Raw genomic sequence first — 26,132 nt, 5'->3', positions numbered from 1 at the left:
TCGAAACCCCCTGTCTCCGGCGTCCGGGACAGGGGGTTTCGGCGCGAAAGCGGGGTCTCGCGGGTCAGTGGAGGGCGTTCTCCTCGATGAAGGCACGGAGAGCGTGCTCGTCGTCGGGCATCTCGGTCACGTGCTGGGGGGCGTCGAGCATGGCGCGCAGCTCGGGGGCGTACGCCAGCTCGACCCCGATGGCCTCGTGGATCGTCTCGGCGAACTTCTCGGGCTTGGCCGTCTCCAGCACCAGCATCGGCACTCCGGGCTCGACATACTCCCGCGCGACCTTCACGCCGTCGGCGGTGTGCGGGTCGATCACCTCGCCGGAGGCCTCGTACACGTCGCGGATGGTCGCGAGCCGATCTTCGTGCGTCGAGGTGCCGCTCACGATGCCGAACTCCTCCGCGAAGCGCGGCTGCTCGGCCGAGAAGTCGAAGAAGCCCTGGGCCTCCAGGTCGTCCCACGCACCGACCACTCGCGCCGGATCGCGGTCGACGAGCTCGAAGATGAAGCGCTCGAGGTTCGATGCCTTCGAGATGTCCATCGACGGGCTCGAGGTCGCCAGCGTCTGGGCGGCGCTGCGGGGGCGATACACCCCCGTGCGGAAGAACTCGTCGAGCACGTTGTTCTCGTTCGCGGCCAAGACGAGGCGCCGGATCGGCAGCCCCATCTGCTTCGCGAAGAATCCGGAGAGGATGTTGCCGAAGTTCCCCGAGGGGACGGTGAACGACACCTCGGCCCAGCCGCCGGCGTCGGTCGCGCGCAGCCACGCCCAGAAGTAGTAGACCGTCTGCGCGGTGATGCGGGCGAGGTTGATCGAGTTCACGGCGCCCAGGTGCTGAGCGCGCTTGAAGTCGAGGTCGCCGGCGAGCTTCTTCACGAGGTTCTGGCAGTCGTCGAAGACGCCCTCCACCGCGATGTTGTGCACGTTCGCGTCGTCGAGCGAGAACATCTGCGCCCGCTGGAACGCGCTCATCCGGCCCTGCGGCGACAGCATGAACACCGCGACGCGCTCCTTGCCGCGCAGGGCGTGCTCCGCGGCCGAGCCGGTGTCACCCGAGGTCGCCCCGAGGATGTTGAGGACCGAGCCCTGGCGCTCGAGCGTGTACTCCAGCACCTGCCCGAGGAACTGCATGGCCATGTCCTTGAACGCCAGCGTCGGGCCCTCGGAGAGACCGACCAGCGTGAGGTCATCGTCCACGCGACGCAGCGGGACGACGCCGTCCGGGAAGTCCGCGTACGCCGCCGCCGTCATCCGGGCGAGGTCCTCCCGCGGGATGTCGGTCGCGAAGAGGCCGAGCACCTCGGTCGCCAACTGCGGATAGGTCAGGGCTCGCCAGCGCTCGAGCGTCTCGCCGTCGACCTCGGGCATGACGTCGGGGACGGCCAGGCCGCCGTCGGGCGCCAGGCCCTCCAGCAGCGTCTCGCTGAACGACTGCGGCTGCATGCCGCCGCGGGTGGAGATGAACGGCACGTGTGCTCCTCGGCTCGGGACTCGGCGCCTCCATTCTCGCAGGCCGTGACGACCGAATCGGACGCGTGACGATGCTCAGATCCAGCCGCGCTCCTCGGCGACGAGCACGGCCTGCTGACGGGTGCTCACCGAGAGCTTCCCGAGGATGACGGAGATGTGGTTGCGCACCGTCCCCGGCGCCAGCGCGAGCGCCCGCGCGATCTGTCCCGTGGTCTCCCCTCGACGCCCGGCGCGGAGCACATCCAGCTCCCGATCGGTGAGCGGCGACCGCTCGTCGCTCAGCGCATCCGCGGCGATCTCCGGATCGACGTACCGGGCGCCGGCCGCGACGCGGCGGATGATCGCGGCGAGCTCGTCCGCTCCTCGCGACTTGGGCACGAACCCGGAGACGCCGGAGGCGAGCGCCCGCCGGAGCACCCCGGGGCGGGCGTGCCGGGTGACGACGATGCAGCGGGTCGCGATCGTGCGGTGGAGCCTCTCGGCGACCTGCACGCCGTCGAGTCCCGGCATCTCCAGATCGAGCAGGCACACGTCGGGTTCGAGCCGGACGGCGGCGGCGACGGCCTCCTCGCCGTCCGCGCACTCCGCGACGACGTCGATGTCGGCCTCGAGGCGCAGCAGGGCGGCGAGCGCGGAGCGGATCATGCCCTCGTCGTCGGCGAGCAGCACCCGGATCATCGGACGATCTCCGCCCGCGCGGGCACGGTGACCGTCACGACGAACTCGTCGGCGTCCCGCCGCTGCTCGAACGTGCCGCCCGCCTCGCCGATCCGTCGGCGGACGCCCTCGAGCCCGGAGCCGCCCGCCCCGTCCTCGGCCGCGGGGTCGGCGTCGTTGGCGACCTCGTACCGCCAGGCGTCCGCCGTCCGGTCGAGGATCAGGCGCGCGTGACCGCCGCGTCCGTGCCGCAGGACATTCGTGGTCGTCTCCCGGATCACCGGGCCGAGGTCGGCCGCGGGTGCCGCGTCCGCATCCGGGTGGATCCGCGCCTCCACCGTCAGCCCTGCCGCCGCGAGCAGGTCTCGGGCGTTCGCCAGCTCGTCTCCGAGGGGCACGGACCGGAACCGCGTGGCGAGGTCCCTGGTGCCCTGTCGCGCGTCGTCCACACTCGCCCTGGCGGCGCGGAGCTGCTCCATCCCCGCCTGCGGATCGGTGGGCAGCAGGCGCTCCGCCAGTTCGAGCTGCAGGGCGATCACCTGGAGATGATGCCCCTGGAGATCGTGCACGTCGGTCGCCACGCGCAGGCGCTCCTGCGTCGCCGCCAGTCGCGCCTCCGAGGCGCGTGCCCGATCGAGGGTCACGAGCACGTCCCACCACCACAGCGAGCTCACGATGATCCCCGGGAGCATGGCGCCGTATATCACCGGGACCCACCACGGGATGCCGGCGGCGAAGGCCATGGCCGAGTCGACCAGGGCGAGAGCGACGAGGATGACCGTCGCGACCACGACGACCCGCACGCGGACCCCGCGCGGCCAGCTCAACAGCACGAAAACCTGCACCACGGGCATCGCGGCGAGCTGCCAGGAGCCGATCATGGCACCCGCGACACCGCCGTATGCGAGCGCGACCACGACCGCCACGAGCAGTCGAGGCCATGCCACTCCCGGCCCGGCGTCGACACGATGACGGTAGTCGATCAGCAGCGGAAGGGTGGATGCGGTCCAGACGATGCCGCCGACGCCCACGACGAGGAGTGACACGCCGGAGAAGTCACGGGCCACCGCGATGCCAGTCCACGCCCCGACCAGCATGAGCTCGATGAAGAGGATGGCCGTCACCGTGTACCACCAGGTGGCGGTGATGCCCCGCGCGAGCTGGCGGGCACCGGGACCGGGATCGGAGAGGGCGGGGGAAGGACTGCTCACGCTCCCCACGATAGAGGCGTGACACATGTCACGGGATCCGGGTGCGAACCGCACGGAGAGCGGTGACGCGGCGGCACTGCCGTCTCGGGCCGCCATCGACTGGACTGGGGTCATCGCGACGGAGAGACCGTCTGCACCGACACCCGGAGCTTCCCCCATGAACCTCATCGAGACCTTCCAGAACCTCGTCGCCCAGGTCCCCGACCTCGTCCAGCCCCTCATCGTCGCCCTCGCCGGAGCGGTGCCGTTCGTCGAAGGCGAGGGTGCCGCGAGCATCGGCATCCTCGGCGGCATCCCGCCCGTGGTCGCGGCCATCGCCGCGATAGTCGGCAACTTCCTCTGCGTCGCGATCCTGGTGCTCGCCAGCGCGGGCGCCCGCCGAGCCATCGTGGACCGCTCGCGGGCGAAGCAGCCGGTGACGGTGGGCGGCGGGACGAGCCTGGAGGCCGACGGCGTCCCGGCGGAGACCGGACGCGGGTCCGCCCGCCGCGAGAAGTTCCAGCGCGCGTTCGAGCGCTACGGCGTCCCCGGGGTGAGCCTGCTGGGACCGCTGCTGCTGCCGACGCACTTCACCGCCACCATGCTCGCCGCGTCCGGCATCGGCAAGGGACGCATCCTCGTGTGGCAGGCCGTCGCGATCATCGGCTGGACGACCGTCATCGCGGTGATCGTCGGGAGCGCCGTCTACGCCATCCGGTAAGCGTCGAGATGTCGTACGCCCGGGGCAGGATGAGCGCATGATCACTCTGCTGTCGGCCCCCAGCAACCTCGGCCTGCGCCCACCAGAGCCCGGCAGCGTGCCCGGCTCCGCGAAGGCGCCGGAGGCGTTCCGGGAGGCGGGGCTGTTCCGGCGCTTCACCGATCAGGGCGCGAGCGACGGCGGCATCGTGCTCGCCGGACGCTACGTGGACGACGACGCCACGCGGCCCGCCGGCCGGGTGCGGAACGAGGCCGCCTTCGTCGACCACTCCCTCCGCCTGGCTTCGCGCATCGGCGAGGTCCTCGACGAGGGCCGCGCCCCGCTCGTGATCGGGGGCGACTGCGGCATCCTCGTCGGTGCCGGGATCGCCGTGAAGCGCCGTGGAGGCGCGGGCCTCGTGCACATCGACGGGCACACCGACTTCCGCCACCCGGGCAACAGCGACGAGTGCGCGAGCGTGGCCGGCGAAGCGCTGGCGGCCGCGGTCGGCGAGCACTGGCCGGCGATCGCCGACATCGACGGACTCGCGTCGTACTTCTCCCCCGCACGCACGGCCCACATCGGGCACCGCGACGACGACGAGGAGCAGGCGGAGGTCCGCGGCCTCCTCGCGCGCGTCACGCCGGCGGCCGACGTGCTGGCGCGCGGAGCCGACGCGGTCGCCGCTGAGACCGCCGCGTCCGCCGGCGGTCGCTACTGGCTGCAGCTCGACGTCGACGTGCTCGACCCGTCGGTGATGCCCGCCGTCGACAGCCCAGACCCGGGCGGTCTCGGTGCCGCGGAGCTCACCGCCCTCCTGCGCGTCCTCGCCCCGCAGGCGATCGGGGCGAGCATCACCGTGTTCGACCCGGACCTCGATCCGGACGGCCGCTACGCCCGACTCCTGACCGAGGTCCTCGGCGACGGACTGCGCGAGCTGGGCAGCGGAGCGCGCGACTGACGCGCCCCGCCACCCGGTCGAGCATCAGTCCTCGGTGCCCCGCTCGGCACCCGGATCGGTGTGCATCGAGACGCGGACCCGCGCGACGCGCCGCCGATCGACCTCGGCCACCTGGATGGTCGCGCCCGGCACCTCGACGGTGTCGCCGACCACGGCGAGCCGGCCGAGCTGCTCGGTGACGAATCCCGCGATCGTGTCGGAAGACCCCCGGGGCATCGCGAGCCCCGTCGCCTCCTCGAAGTCCTGCAGGTTGAGGCGCCCGTCCAAGCCGTCGTCGGCGGAGATGAAGACCTCGGCGTCGTACTCGTCGAAGATCTCGCCGACGACCTCCTCCACGAGGTCCTCCAGCGTGACGAGACCATCGGTGCCGCCGTACTCGTCCACGACGACCGCGATGTGGTGCCCCTCCGCCCGCATGCGCGTCAGAGTGGGCAGCACCCGCGCGGTGGACGGGATGTAGGGGATGTCGCGGACGAGCCCCTGCAGCGGACGCTCCGGATCGTCGGCCGCAGTCTCGAAGAGGTCGCGCACGTGCACGAAGCCGGTGATGTCGTCGATCGACGTCTGGGACACGGGGTACCGGGAGAAGGGCAGCTCGCGGACCTGATCCATCGCCGCCCCCACGGTCGCCGCTTCGTCGAGCGCCACGACCTCGGGACGCGGGCGCATGACCTCGCTCACCTGACGTCCGCGCAGGGAGAGCACGTCGTCGAGGATGCGGCGCTCGTCGTCGGGCAGGCCCTGGTGGGTCGCCACGATGTCGCGCACCTCCTCGTCGGTGAGCTCGTCGCTCGTCTTGTGCGGGTCGCCGCCGAGCACGCGGACGAGGGCGTTCGTCGAGACCGACAGCAGCCAGATCACCGGGCGCATGACGGTCGCGAAGCCGTTCAGGGCGGGCGCCACGGCGTACGCGAACTGCGCGTTGCGCTGGATCGCGAGCCGCTTCGGCACGAGCTCGCCGAGCACGAGCGACAGGTACGCGATGATCAGCGTCAGCACGATCGTGGCGAGCGTCATCGCGAGCGGAGGCGCGACACCCCAGCCCTCCAGCAGCGGCGCGACGGACGGCGCGATCGAGGTCGCGCCGTAGGCGGCGGACGCGAAGCCCGCCACGGTCACGCCGATCTGCACCGCAGAGAGGAAGGTGTTGGGGTTGCGGGCCAGGGCGGCGACCTTCGCTCCGCGGCGGCCGCGAGCGGCGATCGCGTTGAGCTGGCTCTCACGCAGCGTGACCAGGGCCATCTCCGTCGCAGCGAAGACACCGCCGATCAGCACGAAGAGCAGGACGAGGGCGATGTTCCAGAGCAGATCGCCCATCAGCGGGCGACCTCCTCGGTGGCGGGGTGAGCACCCGGGATGAACCGGGTGCTCGTACTGTCAGAGTCCGAAGAGTCAGAACAGCGCTGCGCGCTCAAGAGTGCTCCTTGTCGATGGTGGGGGTGGAATCGGTCGAGGAAGAGCCGGCGTTGCGGTGCCGGCGCGTTTTCATCAGGCTCGCGACGGTGGCGACCGCGATGGTCGCGGCGATGAAGAGCAGCGAGAACCAGATCGGGATCTCGGGCGCCCACAGCATCGGCTCGCCGCCGTTGATGAACGGCACCTCGTTGACGTGCAGGGCATGCAGCACGAGCTTCACGCCGATGAACGCGAGGATGACGGCGAGGCCCTGAGCCAGGTACACCAGGCGCTCCAGCAGACCGCCGATGAGGAAGTACAGCTGACGCAGACCCATCAGCGCGAACGCGTTCGCGGTGAAGACGATGTACGCCTGGTCGGTGAGGCCGTAGATGGCGGGGATTGAGTCGACGGCGAAGACGAGGTCGATGAAGCCGATCGCGATGATCGTCAGCAGCATCGGCGTGACGTAGCGCTTGCCCTTCTGGACGACCGTGAGCTTGTCGCCGTTGTACTCTTCGCTGACGGGGAGGTGGCGACGGACGAACGTCATGAAGCGGCCGTTCGCGGGGTTGCTCTCGTGGCTGCTGAAGGCCTGGCGGTACGCGAGGAAGAGCAGCAGCGCGCCGAAGACGTAGAAGATCCAGGAGAAGTTCTCGATGAGGGTCGCACCGACGGCGATGAAGATGCCGCGGAGGATCAGCGCGATCACGATGCCGATCATCAGCACCTTCTGCTGATAGATCTTCGGCACCGCGAAGCCCGTCATCACGATGAGGAACACGAAGAGGTTGTCGATCGACAGCGCCTTCTCGGTGAGGTAGCCGGCGAAGTACTCGCCGCCGTAGGTCCAGCCGGACACCATGCCGATGCCCACGCCGAAGAGCAGCGCGAGGCTGATGTAGAAGATCGACCAGCGTGCGGACTCGCCGATGCTCGGCTCGTGCGGCTTGCGGACGTGCGCGAAGAACTCGTACACGAAGAACGCGATGGTGACCGCGATCGTGATGACCCAGATCAAGGGGGTGATTTCCAACGGGTACTCCAGACTCGGGCGTGACGGAACAGCGCCAAAGTCTTCCCCATCCCGAGCGGGACCGGTAGGCCGGGATGCAGACGCATCCGTAATGACGACCCGACCGTGTCGGAGTACTCCCCTTGGATAATCCAGGGTACGAGACGGCACCCGAGCGATTCTGTGGATCTGCCGAGAACGCCCCTAGACTGGACGCGGCGACCGCCGGGGCGTGACGACCCCCGGCCTCCGGGCAGGCGGTCCCCGCGCGTCCGGCGTACCGACGAGAGGCCGGCTTCTCACCGGCGAAGGTGTGGTGGCACCGCGATCTGGCCCCCGCCCACACCTCCAGGGCTCCCACAACCTGGAGGAGAAATGAGATCACCCGACCCCGCCCGCACTCTCGCCGCGGAGCTCGTGCACATCGTCCCCGGCCGCCGCGTCACTCTGCTCGGTCACGTCCATCGCCGGAGGGAACTCGCCACCGTCGCCTTCCTGATCATCCGCGACCGTTCGGGCCTCGCACAGGTCGTGGTCCGTTCCGCCGAGCATCCAGCGGATGGCCTCCCTCCGGAGGAGACAGTGGTCCGCGCGACGGGGACCGTCGCCGCGAACCCGCAGGCCCCCGGCGGCGTCGAGATCGTCGACCCGCAGATCGAGAGCCTGTCGGAGCCGGCCGCACCGCCGGTCGTGGAGCTGTGGCGCCCGACGCTCGAGACGAGCCTGCCGACTCTGCTCGACCACGCGGCGGTGACCTGGCGTCATCCCGCACGCCGCGCGACCTGGCAGATCGCCGCGGCGAGCGTGCGCGCGTTCCGCCGGGTGCTCGACGCTGCGGACTTCACCGAGGTGCAGACCCCGAAGATCGTCGACACCGTGACCGAGTCGGGGGCGAACGTGTTCCCCGTCGACTACTTCGGCCGGACCGGGTACCTCGCGCAGAGCCCGCAGTTCTACAAGCAGCAGCTCGTCGGCGTGTTCGAGCGCGTCTACGAGGTGGGGCCGGTCTTCCGGGCCGAGCCCCACGACACCGTGCGGCATCTGTCCGAGTACGTGTCGCTGGACGTCGAGCTCGGGTTCATCCGCGACCACCGCGACGTCCTGCACCTCCTCGGCGACGTGCTGCGCGGCATGCTCGACGGCATCCGCACCGACGCCGCGGAAGAGCTCGCGCTGCTCGACGTGACGCTCCCCGTCATCCCCGAGGACATCCCCGTCGTGCACTTCCGCGACGCGCTGCGTCGGGTCGGTGCTCCGGCCGACGAGCCCGACGTCTCCCCGGCGCACGAGCGGGCGCTCGGGGCGTGGGCGAAGGAGGAGTTCGGCAGCGACGTGCTGGCCGTCGAGGGCTACCCGATGCGCAAACGCCCGTTCTACACGCATCCGCAGCCCGACGACGCGGAGGGGAGCAACAGCTTCGACCTCCTGTTCCGCGGTCTGGAGCTCGTGACCGGCGGACAGCGGCTGCATCGGCACAGCGAGGTCGTCGCTGCGATCGAGGCTCGCGGAGAATCGCCCTCGGCGTACGCCGGCTACCTGGAGGCGTTCGCGCACGGGATGCCTCCGCACGGCGGCTTCGCCATCGGGCTGGAGCGTTGGGTGGGCCGCCTGGTCGAGGCGGCCAACGTCCGCGAGGTGACGCTGTTCCCGCGCGACGTCCATCGCCTCACGCCGTAGCCCCGGGACGCGACGAGGGCGACCGCGGTGTGCGGTCGCCCTCGTTCGTCAGCGCAGGATCACTCCGAGATCTCGGCCAGTCCCGACTGCTCGGCCCGATCGATGATCGCCGGGAGCGTCTCGTCGAAGAAGGTCACCAGCACGGCACGGGTCTTGACCGCGTCGCGCTCCGACGTCGCCTCGCGGATCGCACCGACGAACTCCTCGACGGCGGACCAGTCCACGGCGTCCTTCGCGTGCTGGGTGAACCGACGGATCTGCGGGCCGAGGCGCTCGATGGAGTTGGCGCGCGTGGCGTTGCCCTCGATCCGGGCGAAACCCGTCGCCGCGCTGCGGAGCGCCGCACCGAACGCGATGATGTCCCGCTCCTGCACCGACGCCGCCATGTCGTCGGCCAGCTCAACGAGATAGGCCACATCGTCGTCCTGGATCACCGGCATGACGTGGCGGACCGAGCCGATCCAGATGTCGCCGAACAGATCGACGGCGTTGCGCACCCGTTCCAGATCGATCGGGGCCACGCGGGTGTAGCGATTGCGCTGCATCTCGACGAGGCCGTTGTCGGCCAGGCGGTCGAGGGCATGACGGATCGGCGTCTTCGAGGTGCCGAGGCGTTCGGCGAGCTCGTAGTCGCGCAGGCGCTCGCCGGGCTGGAGCTCGCCGCTGATGATGGCATCCTGCAGGCGCACGAAAGCCTCGTCGCTCATCGACCGGCGTTCGAGGGGGCCGCCAGAGAGTGTCACACTGCCTCCAGTGGGGGTCATGGAGAGTGAAGTTCTACGTCTCAAGCAATATATCTCAAATGCGCTGGCGGCCCGCCCCGGACGTCAGGCGGAGGGCGTGACGCGCACGAGCATCTTCCCCGTGTTGGCTCCGCGCATCATGTCGAGGAACGCATCGACCGTGTTCTCGATGCCGTCGACGATGGTCTCGTCGTAGGCGATCCGTCCTTCCGCGAACCAGCGGGTCATCTTCTCGCTGAACTCCGGCGACAGGTGCAGGTAGTTCGCCAGGGTGAAGCCCTGGAGACGGAGCCCGCGCGTGATGATGTTCGCCATGTTGTCCGGCCCGGGCACGCGCTCGGTGGTGTTGTAGCTCGTGATCGCGCCGCACAGCGCGATCCGGCCACCGTCGTTCATCACGTCGAGCGCGGCTTCGAGGTGGTCGCCGCCGACGTTGTCGAAGAACACGTCCACGCCCTCGGGCGCGAGGGCGGCGAGCTGCTCGCGCACCGGGCCGTCCTTGTAGTTGAACGCCGCGTCGTAGCCGTACTTCTCGGTCAGCAGGGCGACCTTCTCGGGCGAGCCCGCCGAGCCGATGACGCGGCCCGCGCCGAGGAGCTTGGCGATCTGACCGACAGCCGTGCCGACGGCACCGGCGGCGCCGGAGACGAAGACGGTGTCGCCCGGGGCGAGTCCGGCGATCGCGGTGAGGCCGACGTACGCGGTGAGGCCGGTCATGCCGAGGATGTGCAGACGCAGCGACAGCGGCATGCCGGGCACCTCGGGCACGGCCCGGAAGGTCGACGCGTCCGCCTGCACGACATCGCTCCAGCCGTGCTGGTGCAGCACGACGGTGCCGACGGGGAGGTCGTCCGCCGCAGAGGCGACGACCCGGCCGATGGCGCCACCCGCGATGACCTCGTCGAGGGCGTAGGGGGCGACATAGCTGCGGACGTCGTTCATCCGCCCGCGCATATAGGGGTCGACCGAGACGAACTCGTTCGCCACGCGCACCTCCCCCGGCGCCGGATCGCTCAGCTCGACCTCGACGGTGCGGAAGTCGTCGTGGGTCGGCCACCCCTCGGGGCGGCGGGCGAGCTGGATCTGGGTGCTGATGGCGTGGGACATTTCTCTCCTTCGTGAGGATCTGGGGGTGCTGCGGCCGGACTCAGACGAGGAGGCCGATGGCCAGCGCGATGACGCCGAGCGCCGGGATGACACCCTGCTTCAGGGCGGCGGACGCCTTGTCGGGGCTCGACAGCAGCAGCACGAGGCTCGCGGCGACCATCGATCCGGTGCCGGTGAAGACGAGGGTCGCGCCGACGGCCGTCGCTCCCGTGGCGAAGAAGACGATGCCGAGGAGGACGGCGATCGCGAGGAACAGGTTGTAGAAGCCCTGGTTGAAGGCGAGCTCCTTCTGTCGTGCGGCCTCCTCCGCCGTGCCGGTGCCGAACGTGCGGCGAGCGCGCGCACTGGTCCAGGCGAATGACTCGAGCCAGAAGATATAGACGTGCACGAGCGCCGCGATGCCTGCGAGCACGAGTCCGGCGATGACCATGGCAGTCCCCCTTCGACGCGGCGGGGCCGCGCATTCTGTATCGGTCGTTCCAATATATACTGGATCGTGCGATTCACAAAAGAGCAGGAGCAGGGCGGATGGGGCGCACACAGACCTTCGACACCGCAGAGGCGGTCCGCGCGGCACGCGGCGTCTTCTGGGAGCGCGGCTTCGAGAGCGCGCCGCTGCCGGAGCTCGAGCGCGCGACCGGCCTCAGCCGCTCGAGCATCTATCACGCCTTCGGTTCCAAACGCGGACTCTTCGACGCCGCCGTCGAGAGCTACCTGGACGAGGTCATCCGCCCGCGCCTCGCCCCGTTGACGGGCGAGACCGTGGCGCCGGAGGCCCTGGAGACCTATCTCGGCGGACTGCGTGCGGCCCTGCTGACGACCGGCAGCCTCCCGGCGACGAGCGGCTGCCTGCTGGTGAACACCGCCGCCGCCCCCATCGGCGCCGACAACGCGGTCGCCCGGGTCGTGGCGTCCTATCGCGCGGAGCTCCGAGAGGCGTTCGCCCGCGGCGTCCGGGCCGCCCTCCCCGAGCTTGCGGGAACGGAGGTCGACACCCTGGCGGACGCCTGTACGGGGCTCGTGGTCTCCGCCTTCGCCCTCGTGCGCGTGGCCCCCGACGCGGCGGCGAGCGCGATCGATGCGGCGCTCACCCTCCTCGCCGACCGGCGACGCCGCGGCTGAGGGCGATTCGCCGCTACTCCGGACTGGCCTCGCAGGGCGGCTGCTCTCTGACTCCCGACGTGCCGCAGCTCAGATCAACGGACGTACGTGCGACGTCGCCGACGCGAACCCCGAACACGCACGGTAGCGGCTACTGCGACGGATGCACACAGCCAGATGAGAACGATCAGGAACAAGGCCCACGCGGGGGCGCCACCCCTCCCTGCCCCAGCGACCATCAGGATCGCCCAGGGAGCGGCGTAAACCATGCCCGCCAGCGCAGCAGATTCGCGCCCGCAAGCGGCAGCCGTGAGAAGACCGACGAACCAGACGCTCAGGACGAAGATCAAGAAGTAGGACGACTGCACCCACAGGCGCCAATCGGTGAAACTCCCGAACAACCCGGACGCCAGCGCGATCGCCGCGACGAAGAGCCCGACCCCAATCAGTGCCCCCCAGGTCACCGACGCTCGGGAACGGCCCAGCAGAGCGACGACAGCCGACAGGGCGAAGAACAACAGGGTCATCGTTGATGGAAGAGGCAAACCCGGCAGCCAGAGACGCGCCATGCCGACCGCGAGACATGCGAGCACTGCGGACACAACAGCCCACCGACTTGCGCGCCCATATCCGGACATCGCCAGGAGCCCCGCAGCGACCCACGGGACGACGAGTGCTACGCCGACGAGCGCCATGCTCGCGGGGACGAACTCCTGCGCCGCCACGGGGGCCACCACGAAGGCCACCAGGTAGACAGCAGCTACGGCGATGCCGGTGCCCAGTCCGAGCGAGGCGGTCGCGTTGCGGGCGGGGCCAAGGGCATACTCAAGCCACGCAGACACCGCATGGAAGTAAATGCTCAGTCGCTCTGCGAACGGCAGTCGCGCCTCACCCGAGGACTCCGCGGCATCCATGAGCACGCCTACCGCCGCCGCTTCATTCTGTTCGCGCCAAGCTCGCGGATGAAGCAGGAAAGCGCGGCGGAATCGCTGGGGATCGAGCGCGGTCATGCGACGCCCACGGTCATGCCGAACGCCGGACGGGTTCGTTTCAATCTCGTTTGAGCCTCGGCCGCAATCCGGGCGGATCGCTCGGCAGCGGCAGCCAACGCCGCCGCCCCCTCGTCCGTCAGCTCGTAGTAGCGACGGACACGACCATCGATCACCTCGTCCCCCGCCGCCCTCACCAGCCCTTCAGCTCCCAGACGATCCAACGCTGCGTAGAGAGTGCCCACCTTGAGCTGAACGCGGTGCGCCGAGAGCTCGCCCGCTTCGGCGATGAGCGCGTAACCGTGCTTCCGCCCTCCGGCGAGTGCCGTCAAAATCAGGAACGTCGGCTCACGCATCTCTCTCGCAGTCATGTCGACATGATATTCAAGTCAATTGAGTATTGACCACGCGACGCGCCGAGCATCGAAAGAGGTGCGGGGAATGGTCTGCTGAGGCGTACGGACGCGACGAACGCCCGGGAGGGCGATCCCTCCCGGGCGTTCGAGGCCGACGTCAGGGGACGATGACGGCGCGTCCGCGGATGCTGTTCGACGCGAGGTCTTCGTACGCCTTCGGGCCGTCGTCGAGCGTGTAGCTCTCGGTCTGGACGTGGATCTTGCCGGCGCGGGCGAGGTCCAGCACCTCGATCAGCTCGGCGCGGGAACCCCAGTAGGGGATGCGCACGGCCGCGTCGTAGGCGATCGAGCCGAAGCCGAGCGTCATGCTGCCCCCGCCGATGCCCACGATCGTGATATCGGCTTCGAGCGCGGCCACGTTCTGGGCCAGGGCGATCGTCGGGTTCGCGCCCACGAAGTCGAACACCGCGTTCGCGCCGAGACCGCCGGTGATTTCGCGGATCTTCTCGGCGGCCGATGCATCGCTGATCAGCACGTGATCCGCGCCGACCTCGGTGGCGAGCTTCAGCTTCTCGTCGTTCACGTCCAGCGCGATGACCGTGGCACCCGAGATGGCCTTGAGGATCTGGATGCCGACGTGGCCGAGCCCGCCGGTGCCGATCACGACCGCGACCGTGCCGGCGCCGAGCTTCGGAAGCGAGTTCTTGATCGCGTGGTACGGAGTGAGGCCCGCGTCGGTCAGCGAGACGTTCTGCACGGGGTCGAGGTCCCCGAGCGGCACGAGGTGGCGCGCGTCGTCGACGATCATGCACTCGGCCATCGACCCCTGGCTGCCCAGGCCCGGAGGACGGATGCCCTCGGCGGCGGCGTTCGTACAGTAGTTCTCCTTGCCCATCGACCAGTTGTGGCAGCGGCCACAGCCCCAGGGCCCGTAGACGGCCACGGCGTCCCCGACCTTGAGCGACGAGTCCACGCCCTCGCCGATCTCGTGCACGACGCCGGCGCCTTCATGCCCGAGCGTCAACGGCAGCGGGTAGCCCTGCTCGTGGTAGTCCTTCTCGGGGAGCCCCATGACGTAGTCGTCGGAGTGGCAGACGCCACCCGCGGTGATCTTGAGCAGGACCTGTCCGGGGCCGGGCTTCGGAATCGGGATGTCGACCACCACCGGGGGCTTGCCGATCTCGACGTAGCGGAGAGCTTTCATGAGCACCTTCTTCCTGGCGTTCGAGAGGTCTGCCGCGCGGTGCGGAGGCGGGGGCTCGAAACCGTCCGTTCCAGTATCCGCCCGGCCTGCGCGGCCCGGTTCGCGTGAGCGTCTTTCTCACGTCCCCGCGGGCGACGGGCGCTGGCGCTCGTCGATATGCTCGTCCGGTGACGGAACGCCGAGACGACCCGCGCCTGACGTCGACTGCGGGTCACTCGCTCGTCCTGGCCCTGTACGCCTTCGCCGTCTTCGGCTGGGAGCTCGTCGTGACGATGCTGCTCGATCCGCTGTGGGCTTCGGTGGGCGCTGCGGCCGGTGCCCTCCTGCATTGGGCGGTCACCGCGGCTGGGTGGTTGATCGGGGCGCTCCTCGTCTTCCGCGCGGCGCGCCGTGCAGCCGGCGCGTCCGCCGCCGAGCTCGCCCCACTTCGCGGACACACGGCGCTCCGTGCTCTCGGTGTGCTCGTCGCGGGCGCCGTGGCCATCGGCGTCCGCGTCGTCGTCCTGCAGGAGTGGAAACTCGTCGGGGAATACGAGCGACTGTCCGCAGCCCAGGGCGAGGCTACGCCGCTCGCCTTCGCCCTGCTGCTCGTCTACTACCTCTGTGAAGCCTGCGTGATTCTCCTCGTCATCGCGCTAGGACAGCGTGCGGGAGAGATCGCCTTCGGACGCCCGGCTCTCCCCTGGGGCGGGCTCGTCCTGGCGCTCACCTGGGGCGCCGTGCACATCTTCCTCCAAGGCCCCGCGACGGGCGTCTACGCGATGGCGGCCGCCGTCCTGTACGGCTGCATCTACGCGTGGGGGAACAGACGGACGGCGCCGACGTATCTGCTGGTGACCGCAGCCTTCCTCGTCTGAACCCGTCGGTCGCGCGCCCACCGGCCGCACTGCGGCTGTCCGATCTCACGAAAGCTGTCGGTCGGTGAGACAGAACATTCCCGGGAAGACGGGTGAGTGATGCACGGTCGAGGCTGCCGGCTGTCTCACGAAAGATGTCGTAAATCACCTTCCACTCTCACGCTGCCTAAAACGTCGAACGGCCAGTTTCGGCGCATCTGGTTTCGGCAGGGGGTTTCGGCGGGTGCGCGATCGGCGTGTCGTGCGATCGGCCGGCGACCTCCGTGCGTCTGCCGTAAACGATCGTTTCTGGCCGGACGGCGACGGCATGCGGAGATCAGTCTGCGATACCCGACCGGGTTTGGGTCGGGCGTACGCTGATGATCTCGATCGCAGACGACAGGACGGCGACCATGGGTGACTCGGCACAGAGGCCGCGCAGTTCGCTGCTCTACGTGGAGGATGACGCCGACATCGCTGCGCTGACCGTCGAAGTGCTGGAAGACGTGTACGACGTCGAGCATGCCTCAGACGGCGAGACCGCGCTCCGGTTCGCGCTGAGCCGGCGGTATGACGTCATGGTGGTCGATCGACGACTCCCCGGCATGGACGGTGTGGATTTCATCCGTGCCGTGCGCACGGCCCACATCACGACCCCCATCCTGATGCTGACCGCGCTCGGCACCGTGGACGATCGTGTCACCGGTCTCGACGGCGGAGCGAACGACTACCTGGTGAAGCCCTTCGATTACGACGAGCTACTGGCGCGTCTCCGTGCGCTGCGGCGCGCGTTCCGGGCTGATGGGAAGCGTCGGCGACTCGGGGAGTGGGTGTTCACGCCGGACGCCCAGGCCGCGTACGATCCATCGGGAATCCGAGTGGCGCTGACGGCGACGGAGAGCGCGCTCCTGGAGCTGTTGAGCACCAGCCCCGAGCACGTGTTCAGTCGGGACGAGATCCTCCGCGCCGTGTTCCATGAAGGAGACACGACGAGTTCCGTGGATACGTATGTGCACTATGTGCGGCGCAAGACGACTCCCGACATGATCGAGACCGTCCGCGCGCGCGGCTACCGCGCGGGAACACCGTCATGAGCGACGCTGATACCAGGCGCGTGCGACGCGCAGCGCTGTCCATCGGGCTCTGGGTCGGGATCTCGTCTGGTGTGATCGTCGCGATCGGCATCGGGGTGCTGATCGCGGTGGTGCTCTCTACGTCGCGCCGCGAAGGCGAGGAGCACGGCGGCGGCTGGTTCGGCGGTGGTGACGGTGTCAGAGACGACTTCATCGTCGACATCGACGTGGTCGTGCCGACCGTGATCATCCTCGGGTTGATCGGCGTGGTGCTGCTCGGGGTGGTCGCCGCGGTCGCCGCGCGACGGTCGGTCCGCCCGCTCGGGGAGGCGCTGCGTCGGCAGCGGAACTTCGTGGCCGACGCGAGTCACGAGCTCCGCACCCCACTGACGACACTGACAAGCCGTATCCAGGTTCTGCAACGCCGTCATGACCGGGGCGAGGAGCTCGGAGCGGGTCTCACCGACCTGCGGCACGATGCGGACATGATGGCAGACGTACTCAATGATCTGCTCATTGCTGCGGAGGGGGAATCGCTTGCCGACGGGAACGCGGACGTCGCGACAGCGGCAGCCGCAGCCGTCGCGACGATGACGACGAGCGCGAAGGAGTCCGAGGTCTCCCTCGCGATCACGGTGGAACAGGACGCGGAAGCCCAGTTGCCGGAAGTCACGCTCGTCCGCATCCTGGTCGCGCTGCTCGACAACGCAGTGCAGCACTCCCCCGCCCGCGGCACCGTCTCGATCCACATCGGGAGAGACCGACAGAACGTGACGGTGCGCGTGATCGACGAGGGCTCCGGGATCGAGGGCATCTCCCCGGACCAGGTCTTCGAGCGGTTCGCGCGTCCGCGCGAGAGTGGACGCCCCCGTAGCTTCGGTCTCGGGCTCTCACTCGTGCGGGATGTCGCCCGTCGCGCCGGGGGTTCCATCGAGGTCGAACGGTCGACGGCATCCGGCACGACTTTCCTGCTCACATTGCCGGCTCATGCGTGAACGGGTGCGTATCCTCCGATCGGCGGCGAACCGGCCGTCGTCGTCTGCACGTCCACCATCGTCGAGCCGAGCCAGCGGGTCACGCGACGATCGTCGTCGACGATGATGCCGGTGCGCGACCCCGCAGCCGCGATCCATGAACGGTCCGCTGGACCGGCCACCACGGCAGCGGTCGCCCAGACGTCCGCATGGGTGAGACCATCGGCCACGATTGTGGCCGAGGCGGTGCCTGTCGCGGGCCGGCCGGTGCGGGGATCGAGGATGTGAAGCCCCCGCTCCGCCGTGCCCGAGGTCGCCACCGCACCGTTCGACACGTCGACCACCGCGATCATCTCGCCGCGGTGGTGCGGGTCGGCGATTCCCACCGGCCATCGCCAGTCGGCTCCCTCGGCAGTGAACAGCTGCAGGTCTCCTCCGGCGTTGATCCCGACCGCGGTCGCCACACCCAGCAGCGGCTCGAGGTGCCGACGTGCCGCAGCTTCCACCGCCCAGCCCTTCACATACCCCGTCGGGTCGAACCATCCCCGCCACCGGGCCGAGAACAAGCCGCCGGTCTCCTGTTCGGCGAGATCGCAGGCATCCGCGACCAGCGCCACCCTGCCGTCGGCATCCGCGATAGCAAGCTCACCGCGACGGATGCGACTGATATCGGAATCGGCGCGATACGTCGAGAACACCCGATCGATCTCGCGCAGTTCGTCGAAGCATGCTCGCACCGCCCGGTCGGCGCCAGCATTAGTCGTCTCCTCCGGGCCGATCAGATGGATGCTCATCGGGATGCCCATGATCTCCTCGACCCAGACCCGCGTCTTCTCATTCGCGGTATGCATCAGCCGTGCGCCTGGTCGATCGCGCTCTGCAGCGACGAGAGGTAGCCATCGCTCGTGTAGGTGGCGCCGGACACCATCTGGATTTTGGAGCTCTGCGCCTGGATCGTCTCCGAGACGAGCCTCGGGACCGCGGTCCCGTTGATCTGCCGGTCTCGACCGTTGCTGTTCGGGTAGTCGACCGCCTGCGCATCTGTGATCTGTCCGCCGGAGACGGTGATCTGCACCTGCACCGGCCCGTAACGGGTCTGCGACGATGCGCCGGTGTAGGTTCCGTCGGCGAGACCGGAGCCAGAGGCCGTCGTGCTCGAGCTGGTTCCCGAGCCGTTCGCGCCGGTGTCGGTGGTCGTCGCCGCACTGCCGCTTGTCGCGGTCGCCGCGCTGGCGTCGGTCGGGGTGACCGCCTCCAGAGACGTTCGGTAGCTGAACAGCAGCACGAGGCCGCTGACGGTCGCGAGCAGTGTGTAGAGGATCTTCTTCATGGCCGTCTCCCTGCTCAGATCGTGAACGATTCGGAATGGATGCGATGGGCGGGGAACCCGGCGTCAACCAGGTCGCGCCGGAGGTCTTTCATCCAGGCCTCAGCGCCACAGATGAAGACGTCGTGGTCCTTCGGCTCCGGCACGAGATGGTGGAGGAGATCTGCGCCCGACCACGCCTCGTGAGTGGCAGGGATCCAGCTCGACGCGCCCGACGAACGCGGGCCGACGAACGGCAGGTACCTCAGGCCCCGGGTGCTGATGAGGTGAGCGATGGCCTCCTGTCGAAGTGCGTCCTCTGCGGCGGACTCCCGGGTGATGAGCATCGCGTCTCCTGGTCCGTAGCCTTCCGTCTCGAGCAGCGAGACGAGCGGTGCGACCCCGGCGCCGGCGCCGATCATGAGCAGCTTCGTCCCGGTCCGCCGCTCGCCGGTCATCTCCCCGTATGGTCCTTCCACGATGACCCGGGTGCCGGAGCGCAGCGCGGTAAGCCGGCGTGTGCCGTCCCCCACCACACGGGCGGTCAACGTCAGCTCGCTTCCCGGCGCAGCGGAGAGCGAGAACGGGTGTCCGCGGGTCCAGCCGGGCCCGTCGAGGAACCGCCAGACGAAGAACTGACCGGCCCTGGCACCGAGCGTTGGAAGGTCGCGACCGGTGACCCGGACGGTGACGCCCCGAGCACCGTCCGCCTCGACCCCTGCCACACGCAGCGCACGACGTGTGGACCGCAGCAGCGGCATCCCGATGCGGAACAGCAGCACCGATCCCGCGGCGAGGGCCCAGATCGCCCACCAGTAGACGGTCGCGATCGGCGAGGACAGGAAGTCGGCGCCCGTCCACAGCTGGTGCGGCAGCGCGAGCCCGACGCCCAGGTAGGCGTAGAGGTGCAGGAGATGCCAGGACTCGTACCGCAGGCGACGACGAGCACGCCGGATGGAGGTGACGACCACGAGCAGGATCAGCAGCGTGCCGGCCGTGGCTAGGAGCATGCCCGGGTAGTCCCAGATGAAGCTCCACAGCTGGACGAGCGGGTTGATGCCGGCCGCCATCGCGTAGCCCACCGCGAGCAGCGCGATGTGCGCGCCCATCAACCAGAACGACCAGAATCCGACGAAGCGATGCAGCCGCGTGATCCCGTCGCGACCGAATCCGCGCTCGAACAGCGGGACGCGTGCCATCAGCAGCACTTGATAGAGCAACAGGTTCGCCGCGACCAGCCCGGTGAGGCGTCCGAGCGACGTGATGGTCTCGGCGTTGACCCCCAGGACTGCGGTCACTCCACCACTGGCGACCCACAGAGCCACGACGAACAGGCTGGTCGCCCAGATCACCGTGATCGCCGCTGCACGCCAGAGCTGCGCGCGGCCATGGGCTGCCCGCCGTGGCTCAGGGGAAGCGGCGGGGACGGAAGCACGCGGTCTCGTCGTCAGAGTGGTCATAGGGGAATCGTGCTGCGCCGACTCTGAGACAGGTCTAAGGAACGGCTCCCGATAGGCAACTCATAGCTGTCTCTCAGGCAACGCCACTCGTCCCGAGCAGCGTGCCGATCGCGAACGTGACCACCAGCGCGATCGCCCCACCGAGCACCACCCTGATCGTGGGCCTCAGCGCGGGGTTCCCGCCGATCCTCGCGCTGACGAATCCGGTCAGCGCGAGCGCCAGCAGCACCACCGCGAAAGCGACCGGCACCCGGATCTCGGGAGGCGGGAGCAGTATCGCCAAGAGCGGAAGCAGCGCTCCGAGTGCGAAGGCAAGTGCGGAGGCCCCCGCCGCCGCCCACGGACTGACCACCTGGTTCTCCGTGATGCCTAGTTCCGCTTCGAGGTGCGCGGTCAGCGGGTCGTGCGCGGTGAGCTCCTCCGCAACGAGGCGTGCGGTCGCCGGGCTAAGTCCTTTCGCCTGATAGATGCTCGCCAGCTCCTCGAGCTCGGTAGCCGGATCATCGGCCAGCTCGCCTCGTTCCTTCTCGATCAGAGCCCGTTGGCTGTCTCGCTGGCTGCTCACCGACACGTACTCCCCGAGCGCCATCGAGATCGCACCGCCGACGAGACCGGCGACACCCGCGGCGAGCAGCGTCGCGGAATCGGTCGTCGCCCCCGCGACACCGACGACGAGCGACGCGACCGACACGATGCCGTCGTTCGCGCCGAGCACTCCGGCTCTGAGCCAGTTGAGCCGCCCAGCGAGATCGCCGCGGTGGGGTTCACCCGGATGCGTCGCCAACATCATCGCCCCGTTCTTTCTCCCGGCGCGGCTATGGAAGGCACATCCCGACGTAGGTCGAGCTCTGCGTGCGCGGAATGCCACTTCGTGAGAGGTCGAGTCATCGGACAAGAGTACACCCGCCACAAACGCGCGCTCCGCAGCTCGACCGCTAGCAAGTCCGGTCGCGGCACCAACCGAAGGCCCATGCCAGAACGGGGTTCCGGCTCCCGCTAGCGGCGACCGCCCCGGCAACCAAGTGATACCGCGCCGGAAACGATCGTTTTCGGCTGGTCGCGCACCTGGTTGACGACGACCGCTGCCTTGCCATAGCCGATCGTTACAAAAGATTGAAGCGTAGGCCCCCGGCGATGCTGCGCGGTCAGCAGCAGATGGGAGGATCCTTGTGATCATGGAGATTGAGTTATTGCATATCGCGGGCTGTCCCAGCTGGATCGCCGCGGGCCACAATGTTGCCGAGGCGCTTCGGGAGACAGGCCATGGGGCCACGCCGTTGCGCTATCGACTCATCCGCACGGAGGAGGATGCCGCTGCGGTTCCCTTTGCCGGGTCTCCCACGATCACACTGAACGGGAAGGATCTGTTCCCCGGCGCGGATCACAGCGTCGCCTTAGCGTGTCGCGTCTACGCGACACCCGCGGGCGTGGCAGGTACGCCGACGGTTGATCAGATCCGGGAGGCGATCATCACTCGTGGCCGCTGAGTCAGACGAGACATGTACGTGTTGCGGGCGATCGTTGCCCCGAAGGAAATTGCATGCCCTTGGGAAGCGCGGGGTGTTCATCTGTCGCCGGTGCGGCTGGTGGGTTGCGCTTCGTCTGCGACGCGACCATCCACCGGATCACCAGGAGAGTTAGTCAGCAGTCCCTGTACAGTCAGCGTGTGCTGACTTTTGCTTTCGTCTCGATGCAATGAACGAGACGCCCCTACTCGCCCTCTTCTAAACCTCCCTACCTTGGCGACGCCCGCCACCGATCTGGAGCATCCGTCTTGAAACCCCCCGTCAAGGTCGCCCTCGTCACCGGCTCCACCCTCACCGTGCTCGCCATTATGGCGCTCGTGGTCGTCCTGATGACCCGCCCCGCAGCTCCGGAATCCCGCACAGAAGGTGCACTGCCTGGTACCCGTGCGGATTCGCATGTGCTCGACGCGTCCGGGCCAGACGCTCCGACGCTGGTTGAGTTCCTCGACTTCGAGTGCGAAGCGTGCGGTGCGTTCTATCCGGTCGTCGAGCAGATCCGCGAACAGTACGAGGGTGGAATCAACTACGTCGTTCGCTACTACCCCCTCCCCGGACACTTCAATTCGATGAACGCCGCCCTGGCTGCGGAAGCCGCGTCCGAGCAGGGGAAGTTCGAGGAGATGTATCAGCGCCTGTTCGAAACGCAGACTCAGTGGGGCGAACAGCAGACCTCGCGAGCGGACCTGTTCCGTACCTTCGCGGAGGACCTCGGGTTGGATTTGGGTGCCTATGACGCGGCTGTAGCCGCCCCGGCGACTAGGGAGAGAGTCGAAGCTGACTTCAACGATGGACAGTATCTTGGGGTCAGCGGCACGCCATCATTTTTCCTGGATGGCGAGAAGCTTGAACTCACTCAGCTCAGCGACCTGACTAACGCACTCGACGAGGCGACCAACCGTTGACCTCGAGTGTTCGAACCCTCTCGCGTCCTGCCGCCGCAATCAGCCCTCCTACCGCATCCGCGCATTAGCGGCTGCCCTAGACGTCTCATTCTTGGGTCTCATCGCCGCCGCGGATCATAAGGAACGCTCCGGCGATCGCAGCAGCGAAGATCACAATGTCCGCGACATTTCCGATGAACCAGTTCCCGTAGGCGAGGAAGTCCACGACGTGTCCGCGGGCGAACCCGGGATCTCGGAAGAGACGGTCGCCTGCGTGTGATGCTGCGGCTCCTCCGAGCGCGCCGATGATGATCGCCCATCCCAGGCGTTGAACTCGAAACGCGAACACGATCGCTGTAACGGTGGCGGCGACAGCGAGCAGCGCGAACACCCAGGTGAAGTCTTCGCCGAAGGAGAAGGCGGCACCAGGGTTGTACGCAAGCTGCAGGCCCAGCAGGTCGCCCGCCAGCGGGATGCGCTCGCGCTCCGTGAGAGTCGCTACCGCCCACACTTTCGTTCCCTGATCGATCAGGACGACGAACACGGCGATCAGGAGCGCTCCAACCGTGAGTTGCCAGCGCGGCGCCGACGGCACTTTTCGCGCAATAGACGGGCGAGCTTCGGCCTCGGACGACATCATCCGAGGACCTCAATCAGGCGAACGATGACGCCGGATTCGATCAGTATGAACAGCCCGAGACCGATGAATACGGCCGGTACGAGCCAGTGCTCGACTCGTTCCAGCCCCTCGGTGACGGCCTTGTTGGTGCCGATCAGCCGTCCGGCAGCGCACCAGACGGCGACGAGGATGAGGAACACGACGATCATGACGACGACGTCGCCGGGCGCGCTGGTGCGGAAGATCGGCGTGTAAAGGGAGATGTTGTCGGCCCCGTTGGCGATCGTGATCCCGGCGACGCCCCACAACCCGACCGCGGTGATCTTGGCGTCATCATCATCGTCATCACCGTTTCGACGCAAGCCACGTACGAGCGTCCAGATGCCGATGCCGAGCGGGATCAGCCCGAGGAAGCCCACCCACTCGTCCGGGACGATCGTGAGGCCGAGCGCGGCGATCACGCTGATCACGACGAGGGTGATGAACCCGAAGTACTGGCCTGCGACGATCTGCCACGGTCGCGGCTTTCCTCGGCTGGAAGCGAGGAACAGCACGGTGAGCACGACAATGTCATCGATGTTGGTCGCAGCGAACAGGCCGATCGCTGATCCGATGGTCGCGAGCATCAGCTCTTCACTCGCGGAGTGCGGGCGGCGCGCAGGCCGTTGAGAATAACGATGACCTCGGCGACCTCGTGGACCAGGACGACCGCCGCGAGCCCGAGGACACCGAAGAGCGCGAGCGGGAGCAGTGCGGTGATGATCAGCAGCGACAGGATGATGTTCTGGTTGATGATCCGTCGTCCCCGTCGGGCGTGGTCAAACGCGCGCGGGATCAGACGCAGATCGTGACCGGTGAACGCGACGTCGGCGGATTCGATCGCTGCGTCGGAGCCGGTCGCGCCCATCGCGATGCCGATGTCTGCGCCGGCGAGAGCCGGGGCATCATTGATTCCGTCACCGATCATCGCGACCGGCCCTACCTTCGACAACTCCGCGATCGCGGTCGCCTTGTCCTCCGGACGCAACTCGGCTCGCACGTCACTGATCCCGGCCTGCGCACCAAGCGCACGGGCAGTCCGGGCGTTGTCGCCGGTGAGCATCGTCACGCCGACGCCCTGGCCGGTGAGCGTTCGGACCACCTCGGGGACTTCTGGGCGCAGCTCGTCACGGACGCCGATCGCGGCGACCGGCGTCCCGTCACGATGCACGATCACGACGGTCATGCCCTGCTCTTCGAGCTCCGCGACCCGATCCCCGAGCGCGCCGGCGTCCAGCCAGCGGGGGCTTCCCACAGTGATTCTCGAGTCGTCGACCGTGCCGTCAATGCCGTGACCAGCCCGCTCGGTCACGTCCGCAGCGGCTGTGACACCCGGAGCGGCCGCCGTGATCGCGGCAGCGAGAGGATGCGTGCTGTGCTGCTCCAGCGCTGCCGCCCACGCCAGCGCCTGAGCCTCCGACACGCCATCTGCGGTGAGGACAGCGGTAACGATGGACTCGTTGCGGGTGAGGGTGCCGGTCTTGTCGAGGGCAACGTGCCGGACGGTGCCGAAGCGCTCGAAGACGGCACCGGACTTGATGATCACGCCGAACTTGCTTGCGGCGCCGATCGCGGCGACGACCGTGAGTGGCACCGAGATTGCGAGTGCACACGGAGAAGCCGCGACCAGCACGACAAGCGCGCGGGTGATCCACACCTCTGGATCGCCCAGCAGCGACCCGATGATCGCGACGAGCGCCGCGAGGATCAGAACACCGGGCACCAGCGGGCGGGCGATCCTGTCCGCGAGACGAGCACGCTCGCCCTTCTCTGTCTGCGCTTTCTCTACCAGCTCCACGATCGTAGTGAGCGAGTTGTCGGTGCCAGCAGCCGTCGTCTCGACCTCCAGCGCACCGGCACTGTTGATCGCACCCGCCGACACCGCATCGCCGGGCTCCACCTCTACCGGGATCGATTCGCCGGTGATCGCCGAGGTATCCAGGCTCGAGCGACCAGAACGCACGACCCCATCGGTCGCGATCCGCTCGCCCGGCCGGACCACCATGACCTGGCCGACCGTCAGCTCTCTCGCCTGCACCTGCACAGTAGTGTCGCCCTGCAGGATCGTGGCTGTTTCCGGTACGAGCTTGAGCAGTGCGCGCAGGCCGCCGCGGGCACGGTCCATCGCCTTGTCCTCGAGCGCCTCAGCGATCGAGTACAGGAACGCGAGAGCTGCGGCCTCCTCCACGTAGCCGAGGATGACTGCACCGATGGCGCTGATCGTCATCAGCAGACCGATGCCCAGCTTGCCCTTGAACAGCTTTCGAACCGCTCCCGGCGTAAACGTCGAGGCACCCAGCAGCAGACCGACCCAGAACAGCACCAGCGCGGGGATCTCCTGGCCAGACCACTCCAAGATCAGGCCGGCCAGGAACGCGACCCCGGAGAAAACCGGCACCAGAACTCCGCGGTCTTTCCACCAGGGGCGCTCGGCCTCTTCGATTTCCTCGTCCACCGCGCTGGCAGGCTCGTGCTCGCAGCCACACGCCGCGCTCACGCGTCCACCCCCGTCGCACAGCAACCGGCCACCGTACACGCTGAGTCCACGCACGGCGCGTGCTCATCCACAGCCAGCGTCACATCCACCAGCGCAATGAGGGCAGCAGCGAGGTGCGAATCGGCGATCTCATAGCGAGTCTGGCGGCCTTCTGGTTCCGCGACGACGATTCCGCAATCGCGCAGGCACGTCAGGTGGTTCGACACGTTCGAACGAGTGAGTACCAGATCGCGCGAGAGGACGGCCGGATAGCTGGGCCCCTGGAGCAGGGTCATCAGGATCCGGGAGCGCGTCGGATCGGCCATCGCCCGGCCAAGCCGGTTCATTACATCGATACGGGAAGCAATAGTCAGCACGT

Annotated in this window: 28 protein-coding genes; 9 read left to right on the top strand and 19 right to left on the bottom strand. The window is 68.4% G+C overall.

The genetic code is table 11. The features are described 5' to 3' along the window. Positions 1-64: 64 nt before the first annotated feature. The 3 genes from thrC to AUV07_RS09490 all read right to left on the bottom strand — a co-directional run bounded on the left by thrC (position 65) and on the right by AUV07_RS09490 (position 3,336). Positions 65-1,468 carry a threonine synthase gene (gene thrC, locus AUV07_RS09500; RefSeq protein ID WP_062635639.1) on the bottom strand — a complete coding sequence of 468 codons (1,404 nt, stop codon included), beginning with the start codon at positions 1,466-1,468 and terminating at the stop codon, positions 65-67. Between the two features lie 75 nt (positions 1,469-1,543). Then, positions 1,544-2,146 (bottom strand): response regulator transcription factor, encoded by a 603-nt coding sequence (locus AUV07_RS09495; RefSeq protein WP_062635637.1) that lies wholly within the window; start codon positions 2,144-2,146, stop codon positions 1,544-1,546. Further along, complete coding sequence (locus tag AUV07_RS09490) at positions 2,143-3,336, bottom strand: sensor histidine kinase (protein ID WP_231868234.1); 1,194 nt, start codon at positions 3,334-3,336, stop codon at positions 2,143-2,145. Before AUV07_RS09490 ends, AUV07_RS09495 begins: the two co-directional genes overlap by 4 nt. 157 nt (positions 3,337-3,493) lie before the next feature. Here AUV07_RS09490 and AUV07_RS09485 point away from each other — a divergent pair, with 157 nt between their 5' ends. Both AUV07_RS09485 and AUV07_RS09480 read left to right on the top strand, forming a co-directional pair. Beyond that, on the top strand, positions 3,494-4,036 hold the full coding sequence (locus AUV07_RS09485) for a hypothetical protein (RefSeq protein ID WP_062635635.1): 543 nt from the start codon (positions 3,494-3,496) through the stop codon (positions 4,034-4,036). 37 nt (positions 4,037-4,073) lie between these two features. Next, positions 4,074-4,976: an arginase family protein gene (locus AUV07_RS09480; protein ID WP_082802903.1), complete on the top strand. Its 903-nt coding sequence runs from the start codon at positions 4,074-4,076 to the stop codon at positions 4,974-4,976. 24 nt (positions 4,977-5,000) lie between these two features. Here the strand turns inward: AUV07_RS09480 and AUV07_RS09475 are convergent, their stop codons facing one another. Further along, positions 5,001-6,293, bottom strand: coding sequence for a hemolysin family protein (locus AUV07_RS09475; protein ID WP_062635633.1), 1,293 nt, complete (start codon positions 6,291-6,293; stop codon positions 5,001-5,003). 94 nt (positions 6,294-6,387) lie between these two features. Then, the gene (locus AUV07_RS09470) at positions 6,388-7,407 is read right to left on the bottom strand and encodes a TerC family protein (RefSeq protein WP_062635631.1); all 1,020 of its coding nucleotides are present in this window, start codon (positions 7,405-7,407) and stop codon (positions 6,388-6,390) included. A gap of 354 nt (positions 7,408-7,761) precedes the next feature. Between AUV07_RS09470 and aspS the strand changes: the two genes are divergently transcribed. Then, positions 7,762-9,063, top strand: coding sequence for an aspartate--tRNA(Asn) ligase (gene aspS / locus AUV07_RS09465; RefSeq protein ID WP_062635629.1), 1,302 nt, complete (start codon positions 7,762-7,764; stop codon positions 9,061-9,063). 59 nt (positions 9,064-9,122) lie between these two features. Here the strand turns inward: aspS and AUV07_RS09460 are convergent, their stop codons facing one another. The 3 genes from AUV07_RS09460 to AUV07_RS09450 form a co-directional block, all read right to left on the bottom strand. Next, the gene (locus AUV07_RS09460) at positions 9,123-9,770 is read right to left on the bottom strand and encodes a GntR family transcriptional regulator (RefSeq protein WP_062635627.1); all 648 of its coding nucleotides are present in this window, start codon (positions 9,768-9,770) and stop codon (positions 9,123-9,125) included. Positions 9,771-9,890: 120 nt separating this feature from the next. Next, complete coding sequence (locus AUV07_RS09455) at positions 9,891-10,913, bottom strand: NADP-dependent oxidoreductase (protein ID WP_062635625.1); 1,023 nt, start codon at positions 10,911-10,913, stop codon at positions 9,891-9,893. Between the two features lie 40 nt (positions 10,914-10,953). Next, positions 10,954-11,343 carry a DUF1304 domain-containing protein gene (locus AUV07_RS09450; protein WP_062635623.1) on the bottom strand — a complete coding sequence of 130 codons (390 nt, stop codon included), beginning with the start codon at positions 11,341-11,343 and terminating at the stop codon, positions 10,954-10,956. Positions 11,344-11,441: 98 nt separating this feature from the next. On the opposite strand from AUV07_RS09450, the gene AUV07_RS09445 reads away from it, so the two are divergent. After that, complete coding sequence (locus AUV07_RS09445; RefSeq protein ID WP_062635621.1) at positions 11,442-12,035, top strand: TetR/AcrR family transcriptional regulator; 594 nt, start codon at positions 11,442-11,444, stop codon at positions 12,033-12,035. A gap of 74 nt (positions 12,036-12,109) precedes the next feature. On the opposite strand, the gene AUV07_RS09440 is transcribed toward AUV07_RS09445, so the two are convergent. From AUV07_RS09440 to AUV07_RS09430, 3 genes are all read right to left on the bottom strand, one after another. After that, positions 12,110-13,024, bottom strand: a complete 915-nt coding sequence (locus tag AUV07_RS09440; RefSeq protein WP_157523998.1) for a hypothetical protein — start codon at positions 13,022-13,024, stop codon at positions 12,110-12,112. Next, positions 13,021-13,374 (bottom strand): PadR family transcriptional regulator, encoded by a 354-nt coding sequence (locus AUV07_RS09435; protein WP_062635618.1) that lies wholly within the window; start codon positions 13,372-13,374, stop codon positions 13,021-13,023. The genes AUV07_RS09440 and AUV07_RS09435 overlap by 4 nt, the downstream gene beginning before the upstream one ends. Positions 13,375-13,516: 142 nt before the next feature. Continuing rightward, positions 13,517-14,563 (bottom strand): NAD(P)-dependent alcohol dehydrogenase, encoded by a 1,047-nt coding sequence (locus AUV07_RS09430; protein WP_062635616.1) that lies wholly within the window; start codon positions 14,561-14,563, stop codon positions 13,517-13,519. Positions 14,564-14,730: 167 nt separating this feature from the next. Here AUV07_RS09430 and AUV07_RS09425 point away from each other — a divergent pair, with 167 nt between their 5' ends. The 3 genes from AUV07_RS09425 to AUV07_RS09415 all read left to right on the top strand — a co-directional run bounded on the left by AUV07_RS09425 (position 14,731) and on the right by AUV07_RS09415 (position 17,467). Continuing rightward, the gene (locus tag AUV07_RS09425) at positions 14,731-15,420 is read left to right on the top strand and encodes a hypothetical protein (protein ID WP_062635614.1); all 690 of its coding nucleotides are present in this window, start codon (positions 14,731-14,733) and stop codon (positions 15,418-15,420) included. Between the two features lie 392 nt (positions 15,421-15,812). After that, positions 15,813-16,493 carry a response regulator transcription factor gene (locus AUV07_RS09420; protein ID WP_062636051.1) on the top strand — a complete coding sequence of 227 codons (681 nt, stop codon included), beginning with the start codon at positions 15,813-15,815 and terminating at the stop codon, positions 16,491-16,493. Further along, positions 16,490-17,467 (top strand): sensor histidine kinase, encoded by a 978-nt coding sequence (locus tag AUV07_RS09415; RefSeq protein ID WP_062635612.1) that lies wholly within the window; start codon positions 16,490-16,492, stop codon positions 17,465-17,467. Before AUV07_RS09420 ends, AUV07_RS09415 begins: the two co-directional genes overlap by 4 nt. Here the strand turns inward: AUV07_RS09415 and AUV07_RS09410 are convergent. From AUV07_RS09410 to AUV07_RS09395, 4 genes are all read right to left on the bottom strand, one after another. Further along, positions 17,458-18,297: an FAD:protein FMN transferase gene (locus tag AUV07_RS09410; RefSeq protein ID WP_062635611.1), complete on the bottom strand. Its 840-nt coding sequence runs from the start codon at positions 18,295-18,297 to the stop codon at positions 17,458-17,460. The genes AUV07_RS09415 and AUV07_RS09410 overlap by 10 nt on opposite strands. Beyond that, positions 18,297-18,776, bottom strand: a complete 480-nt coding sequence (locus tag AUV07_RS09405) for an FMN-binding protein (protein WP_062635609.1) — start codon at positions 18,774-18,776, stop codon at positions 18,297-18,299. Before AUV07_RS09405 ends, AUV07_RS09410 begins: the two co-directional genes overlap by 1 nt. A gap of 14 nt (positions 18,777-18,790) precedes the next feature. Continuing rightward, complete coding sequence (locus AUV07_RS09400) at positions 18,791-20,212, bottom strand: ferredoxin reductase family protein (protein WP_062635607.1); 1,422 nt, start codon at positions 20,210-20,212, stop codon at positions 18,791-18,793. A 73-nt stretch (positions 20,213-20,285) separates the two neighbouring features. Further along, positions 20,286-21,002 carry a VIT1/CCC1 transporter family protein gene (locus AUV07_RS09395; RefSeq protein WP_157523996.1) on the bottom strand — a complete coding sequence of 239 codons (717 nt, stop codon included), beginning with the start codon at positions 21,000-21,002 and terminating at the stop codon, positions 20,286-20,288. Positions 21,003-21,387: 385 nt separating this feature from the next. Between AUV07_RS09395 and AUV07_RS09390 the strand changes: the two genes are divergently transcribed. Together AUV07_RS09390 and AUV07_RS09385 are read left to right on the top strand one after the other, a co-directional pair. After that, complete coding sequence (locus AUV07_RS09390) at positions 21,388-21,699, top strand: hypothetical protein (RefSeq protein WP_045264357.1); 312 nt, start codon at positions 21,388-21,390, stop codon at positions 21,697-21,699. A gap of 287 nt (positions 21,700-21,986) precedes the next feature. Further along, the gene (locus AUV07_RS09385; RefSeq protein ID WP_046747252.1) at positions 21,987-22,640 is read left to right on the top strand and encodes a DsbA family protein; all 654 of its coding nucleotides are present in this window, start codon (positions 21,987-21,989) and stop codon (positions 22,638-22,640) included. Positions 22,641-22,725: 85 nt separating this feature from the next. Here AUV07_RS09385 and AUV07_RS09380 read toward each other — a convergent pair whose 3' ends face one another. Genes AUV07_RS09380 through cmtR form a run of 4 tightly spaced genes read right to left on the bottom strand, consistent with a single transcriptional unit; the run spans position 22,726 to position 26,130 of the window. Further along, positions 22,726-23,259 (bottom strand): signal peptidase II, encoded by a 534-nt coding sequence (locus AUV07_RS09380; RefSeq protein WP_227991975.1) that lies wholly within the window; start codon positions 23,257-23,259, stop codon positions 22,726-22,728. Next, positions 23,256-23,864 carry a cadmium resistance transporter gene (locus AUV07_RS09375; protein ID WP_045264185.1) on the bottom strand — a complete coding sequence of 203 codons (609 nt, stop codon included), beginning with the start codon at positions 23,862-23,864 and terminating at the stop codon, positions 23,256-23,258. Before AUV07_RS09375 ends, AUV07_RS09380 begins: the two co-directional genes overlap by 4 nt. Further along, complete coding sequence (locus AUV07_RS09370; protein ID WP_062635605.1) at positions 23,864-25,813, bottom strand: heavy metal translocating P-type ATPase; 1,950 nt, start codon at positions 25,811-25,813, stop codon at positions 23,864-23,866. Before AUV07_RS09370 ends, AUV07_RS09375 begins: the two co-directional genes overlap by 1 nt. After that, complete coding sequence (gene cmtR / locus AUV07_RS09365; RefSeq protein WP_062636047.1) at positions 25,771-26,130, bottom strand: Cd(II)/Pb(II)-sensing metalloregulatory transcriptional regulator CmtR; 360 nt, start codon at positions 26,128-26,130, stop codon at positions 25,771-25,773. The genes AUV07_RS09370 and cmtR overlap by 43 nt, the downstream gene beginning before the upstream one ends. Between the last annotated feature and the right edge of the window lie 2 nt (positions 26,131-26,132).

Source organism: Microbacterium sp. CH1, assembly GCF_001595495.1.
Classification (GTDB): domain Bacteria; phylum Actinomycetota; class Actinomycetes; order Actinomycetales; family Microbacteriaceae; genus Microbacterium.
This window is presented reverse-complemented; position numbering and strand designations above follow the sequence as displayed.

Coding starts and splice junctions, on each gene's coding strand:
- AUV07_RS09495 (WP_062635637.1), bottom strand. CDS start 2,146: ATGATCCGGGTGCTGCTCGCCGACGACGAGGGCATGATCCGCTCCGCG.
- AUV07_RS09485 (WP_062635635.1), top strand. CDS start 3,494: ATGAACCTCATCGAGACCTTCCAGAACCTCGTCGCCCAGGTCCCCGAC.
- AUV07_RS09480 (WP_082802903.1), top strand. CDS start 4,074: ATGATCACTCTGCTGTCGGCCCCCAGCAACCTCGGCCTGCGCCCACCA.
- AUV07_RS09475 (WP_062635633.1), bottom strand. CDS start 6,293: ATGGGCGATCTGCTCTGGAACATCGCCCTCGTCCTGCTCTTCGTGCTG.
- aspS (WP_062635629.1), top strand. CDS start 7,762: ATGAGATCACCCGACCCCGCCCGCACTCTCGCCGCGGAGCTCGTGCAC.
- AUV07_RS09460 (WP_062635627.1), bottom strand. CDS start 9,770: ATGAGCGACGAGGCTTTCGTGCGCCTGCAGGATGCCATCATCAGCGGC.
- AUV07_RS09455 (WP_062635625.1), bottom strand. CDS start 10,913: ATGTCCCACGCCATCAGCACCCAGATCCAGCTCGCCCGCCGCCCCGAG.
- AUV07_RS09450 (WP_062635623.1), bottom strand. CDS start 11,343: ATGGTCATCGCCGGACTCGTGCTCGCAGGCATCGCGGCGCTCGTGCAC.
- AUV07_RS09445 (WP_062635621.1), top strand. CDS start 11,442: ATGGGGCGCACACAGACCTTCGACACCGCAGAGGCGGTCCGCGCGGCA.
- AUV07_RS09440 (WP_157523998.1), bottom strand. CDS start 13,024: ATGACCGCGCTCGATCCCCAGCGATTCCGCCGCGCTTTCCTGCTTCAT.
- AUV07_RS09435 (WP_062635618.1), bottom strand. CDS start 13,374: ATGACTGCGAGAGAGATGCGTGAGCCGACGTTCCTGATTTTGACGGCA.
- AUV07_RS09430 (WP_062635616.1), bottom strand. CDS start 14,563: ATGAAAGCTCTCCGCTACGTCGAGATCGGCAAGCCCCCGGTGGTGGTC.
- AUV07_RS09420 (WP_062636051.1), top strand. CDS start 15,813: ATGGGTGACTCGGCACAGAGGCCGCGCAGTTCGCTGCTCTACGTGGAG.
- AUV07_RS09415 (WP_062635612.1), top strand. CDS start 16,490: ATGAGCGACGCTGATACCAGGCGCGTGCGACGCGCAGCGCTGTCCATC.
- AUV07_RS09410 (WP_062635611.1), bottom strand. CDS start 18,297: ATGCATACCGCGAATGAGAAGACGCGGGTCTGGGTCGAGGAGATCATG.
- AUV07_RS09405 (WP_062635609.1), bottom strand. CDS start 18,776: ATGAAGAAGATCCTCTACACACTGCTCGCGACCGTCAGCGGCCTCGTG.
- AUV07_RS09400 (WP_062635607.1), bottom strand. CDS start 20,212: ATGACCACTCTGACGACGAGACCGCGTGCTTCCGTCCCCGCCGCTTCC.
- AUV07_RS09395 (WP_157523996.1), bottom strand. CDS start 21,002: ATGATGTTGGCGACGCATCCGGGTGAACCCCACCGCGGCGATCTCGCT.
- AUV07_RS09390 (WP_045264357.1), top strand. CDS start 21,388: ATGGAGATTGAGTTATTGCATATCGCGGGCTGTCCCAGCTGGATCGCC.
- AUV07_RS09380 (WP_227991975.1), bottom strand. CDS start 23,259: ATGATGTCGTCCGAGGCCGAAGCTCGCCCGTCTATTGCGCGAAAAGTG.
- AUV07_RS09375 (WP_045264185.1), bottom strand. CDS start 23,864: ATGCTCGCGACCATCGGATCAGCGATCGGCCTGTTCGCTGCGACCAAC.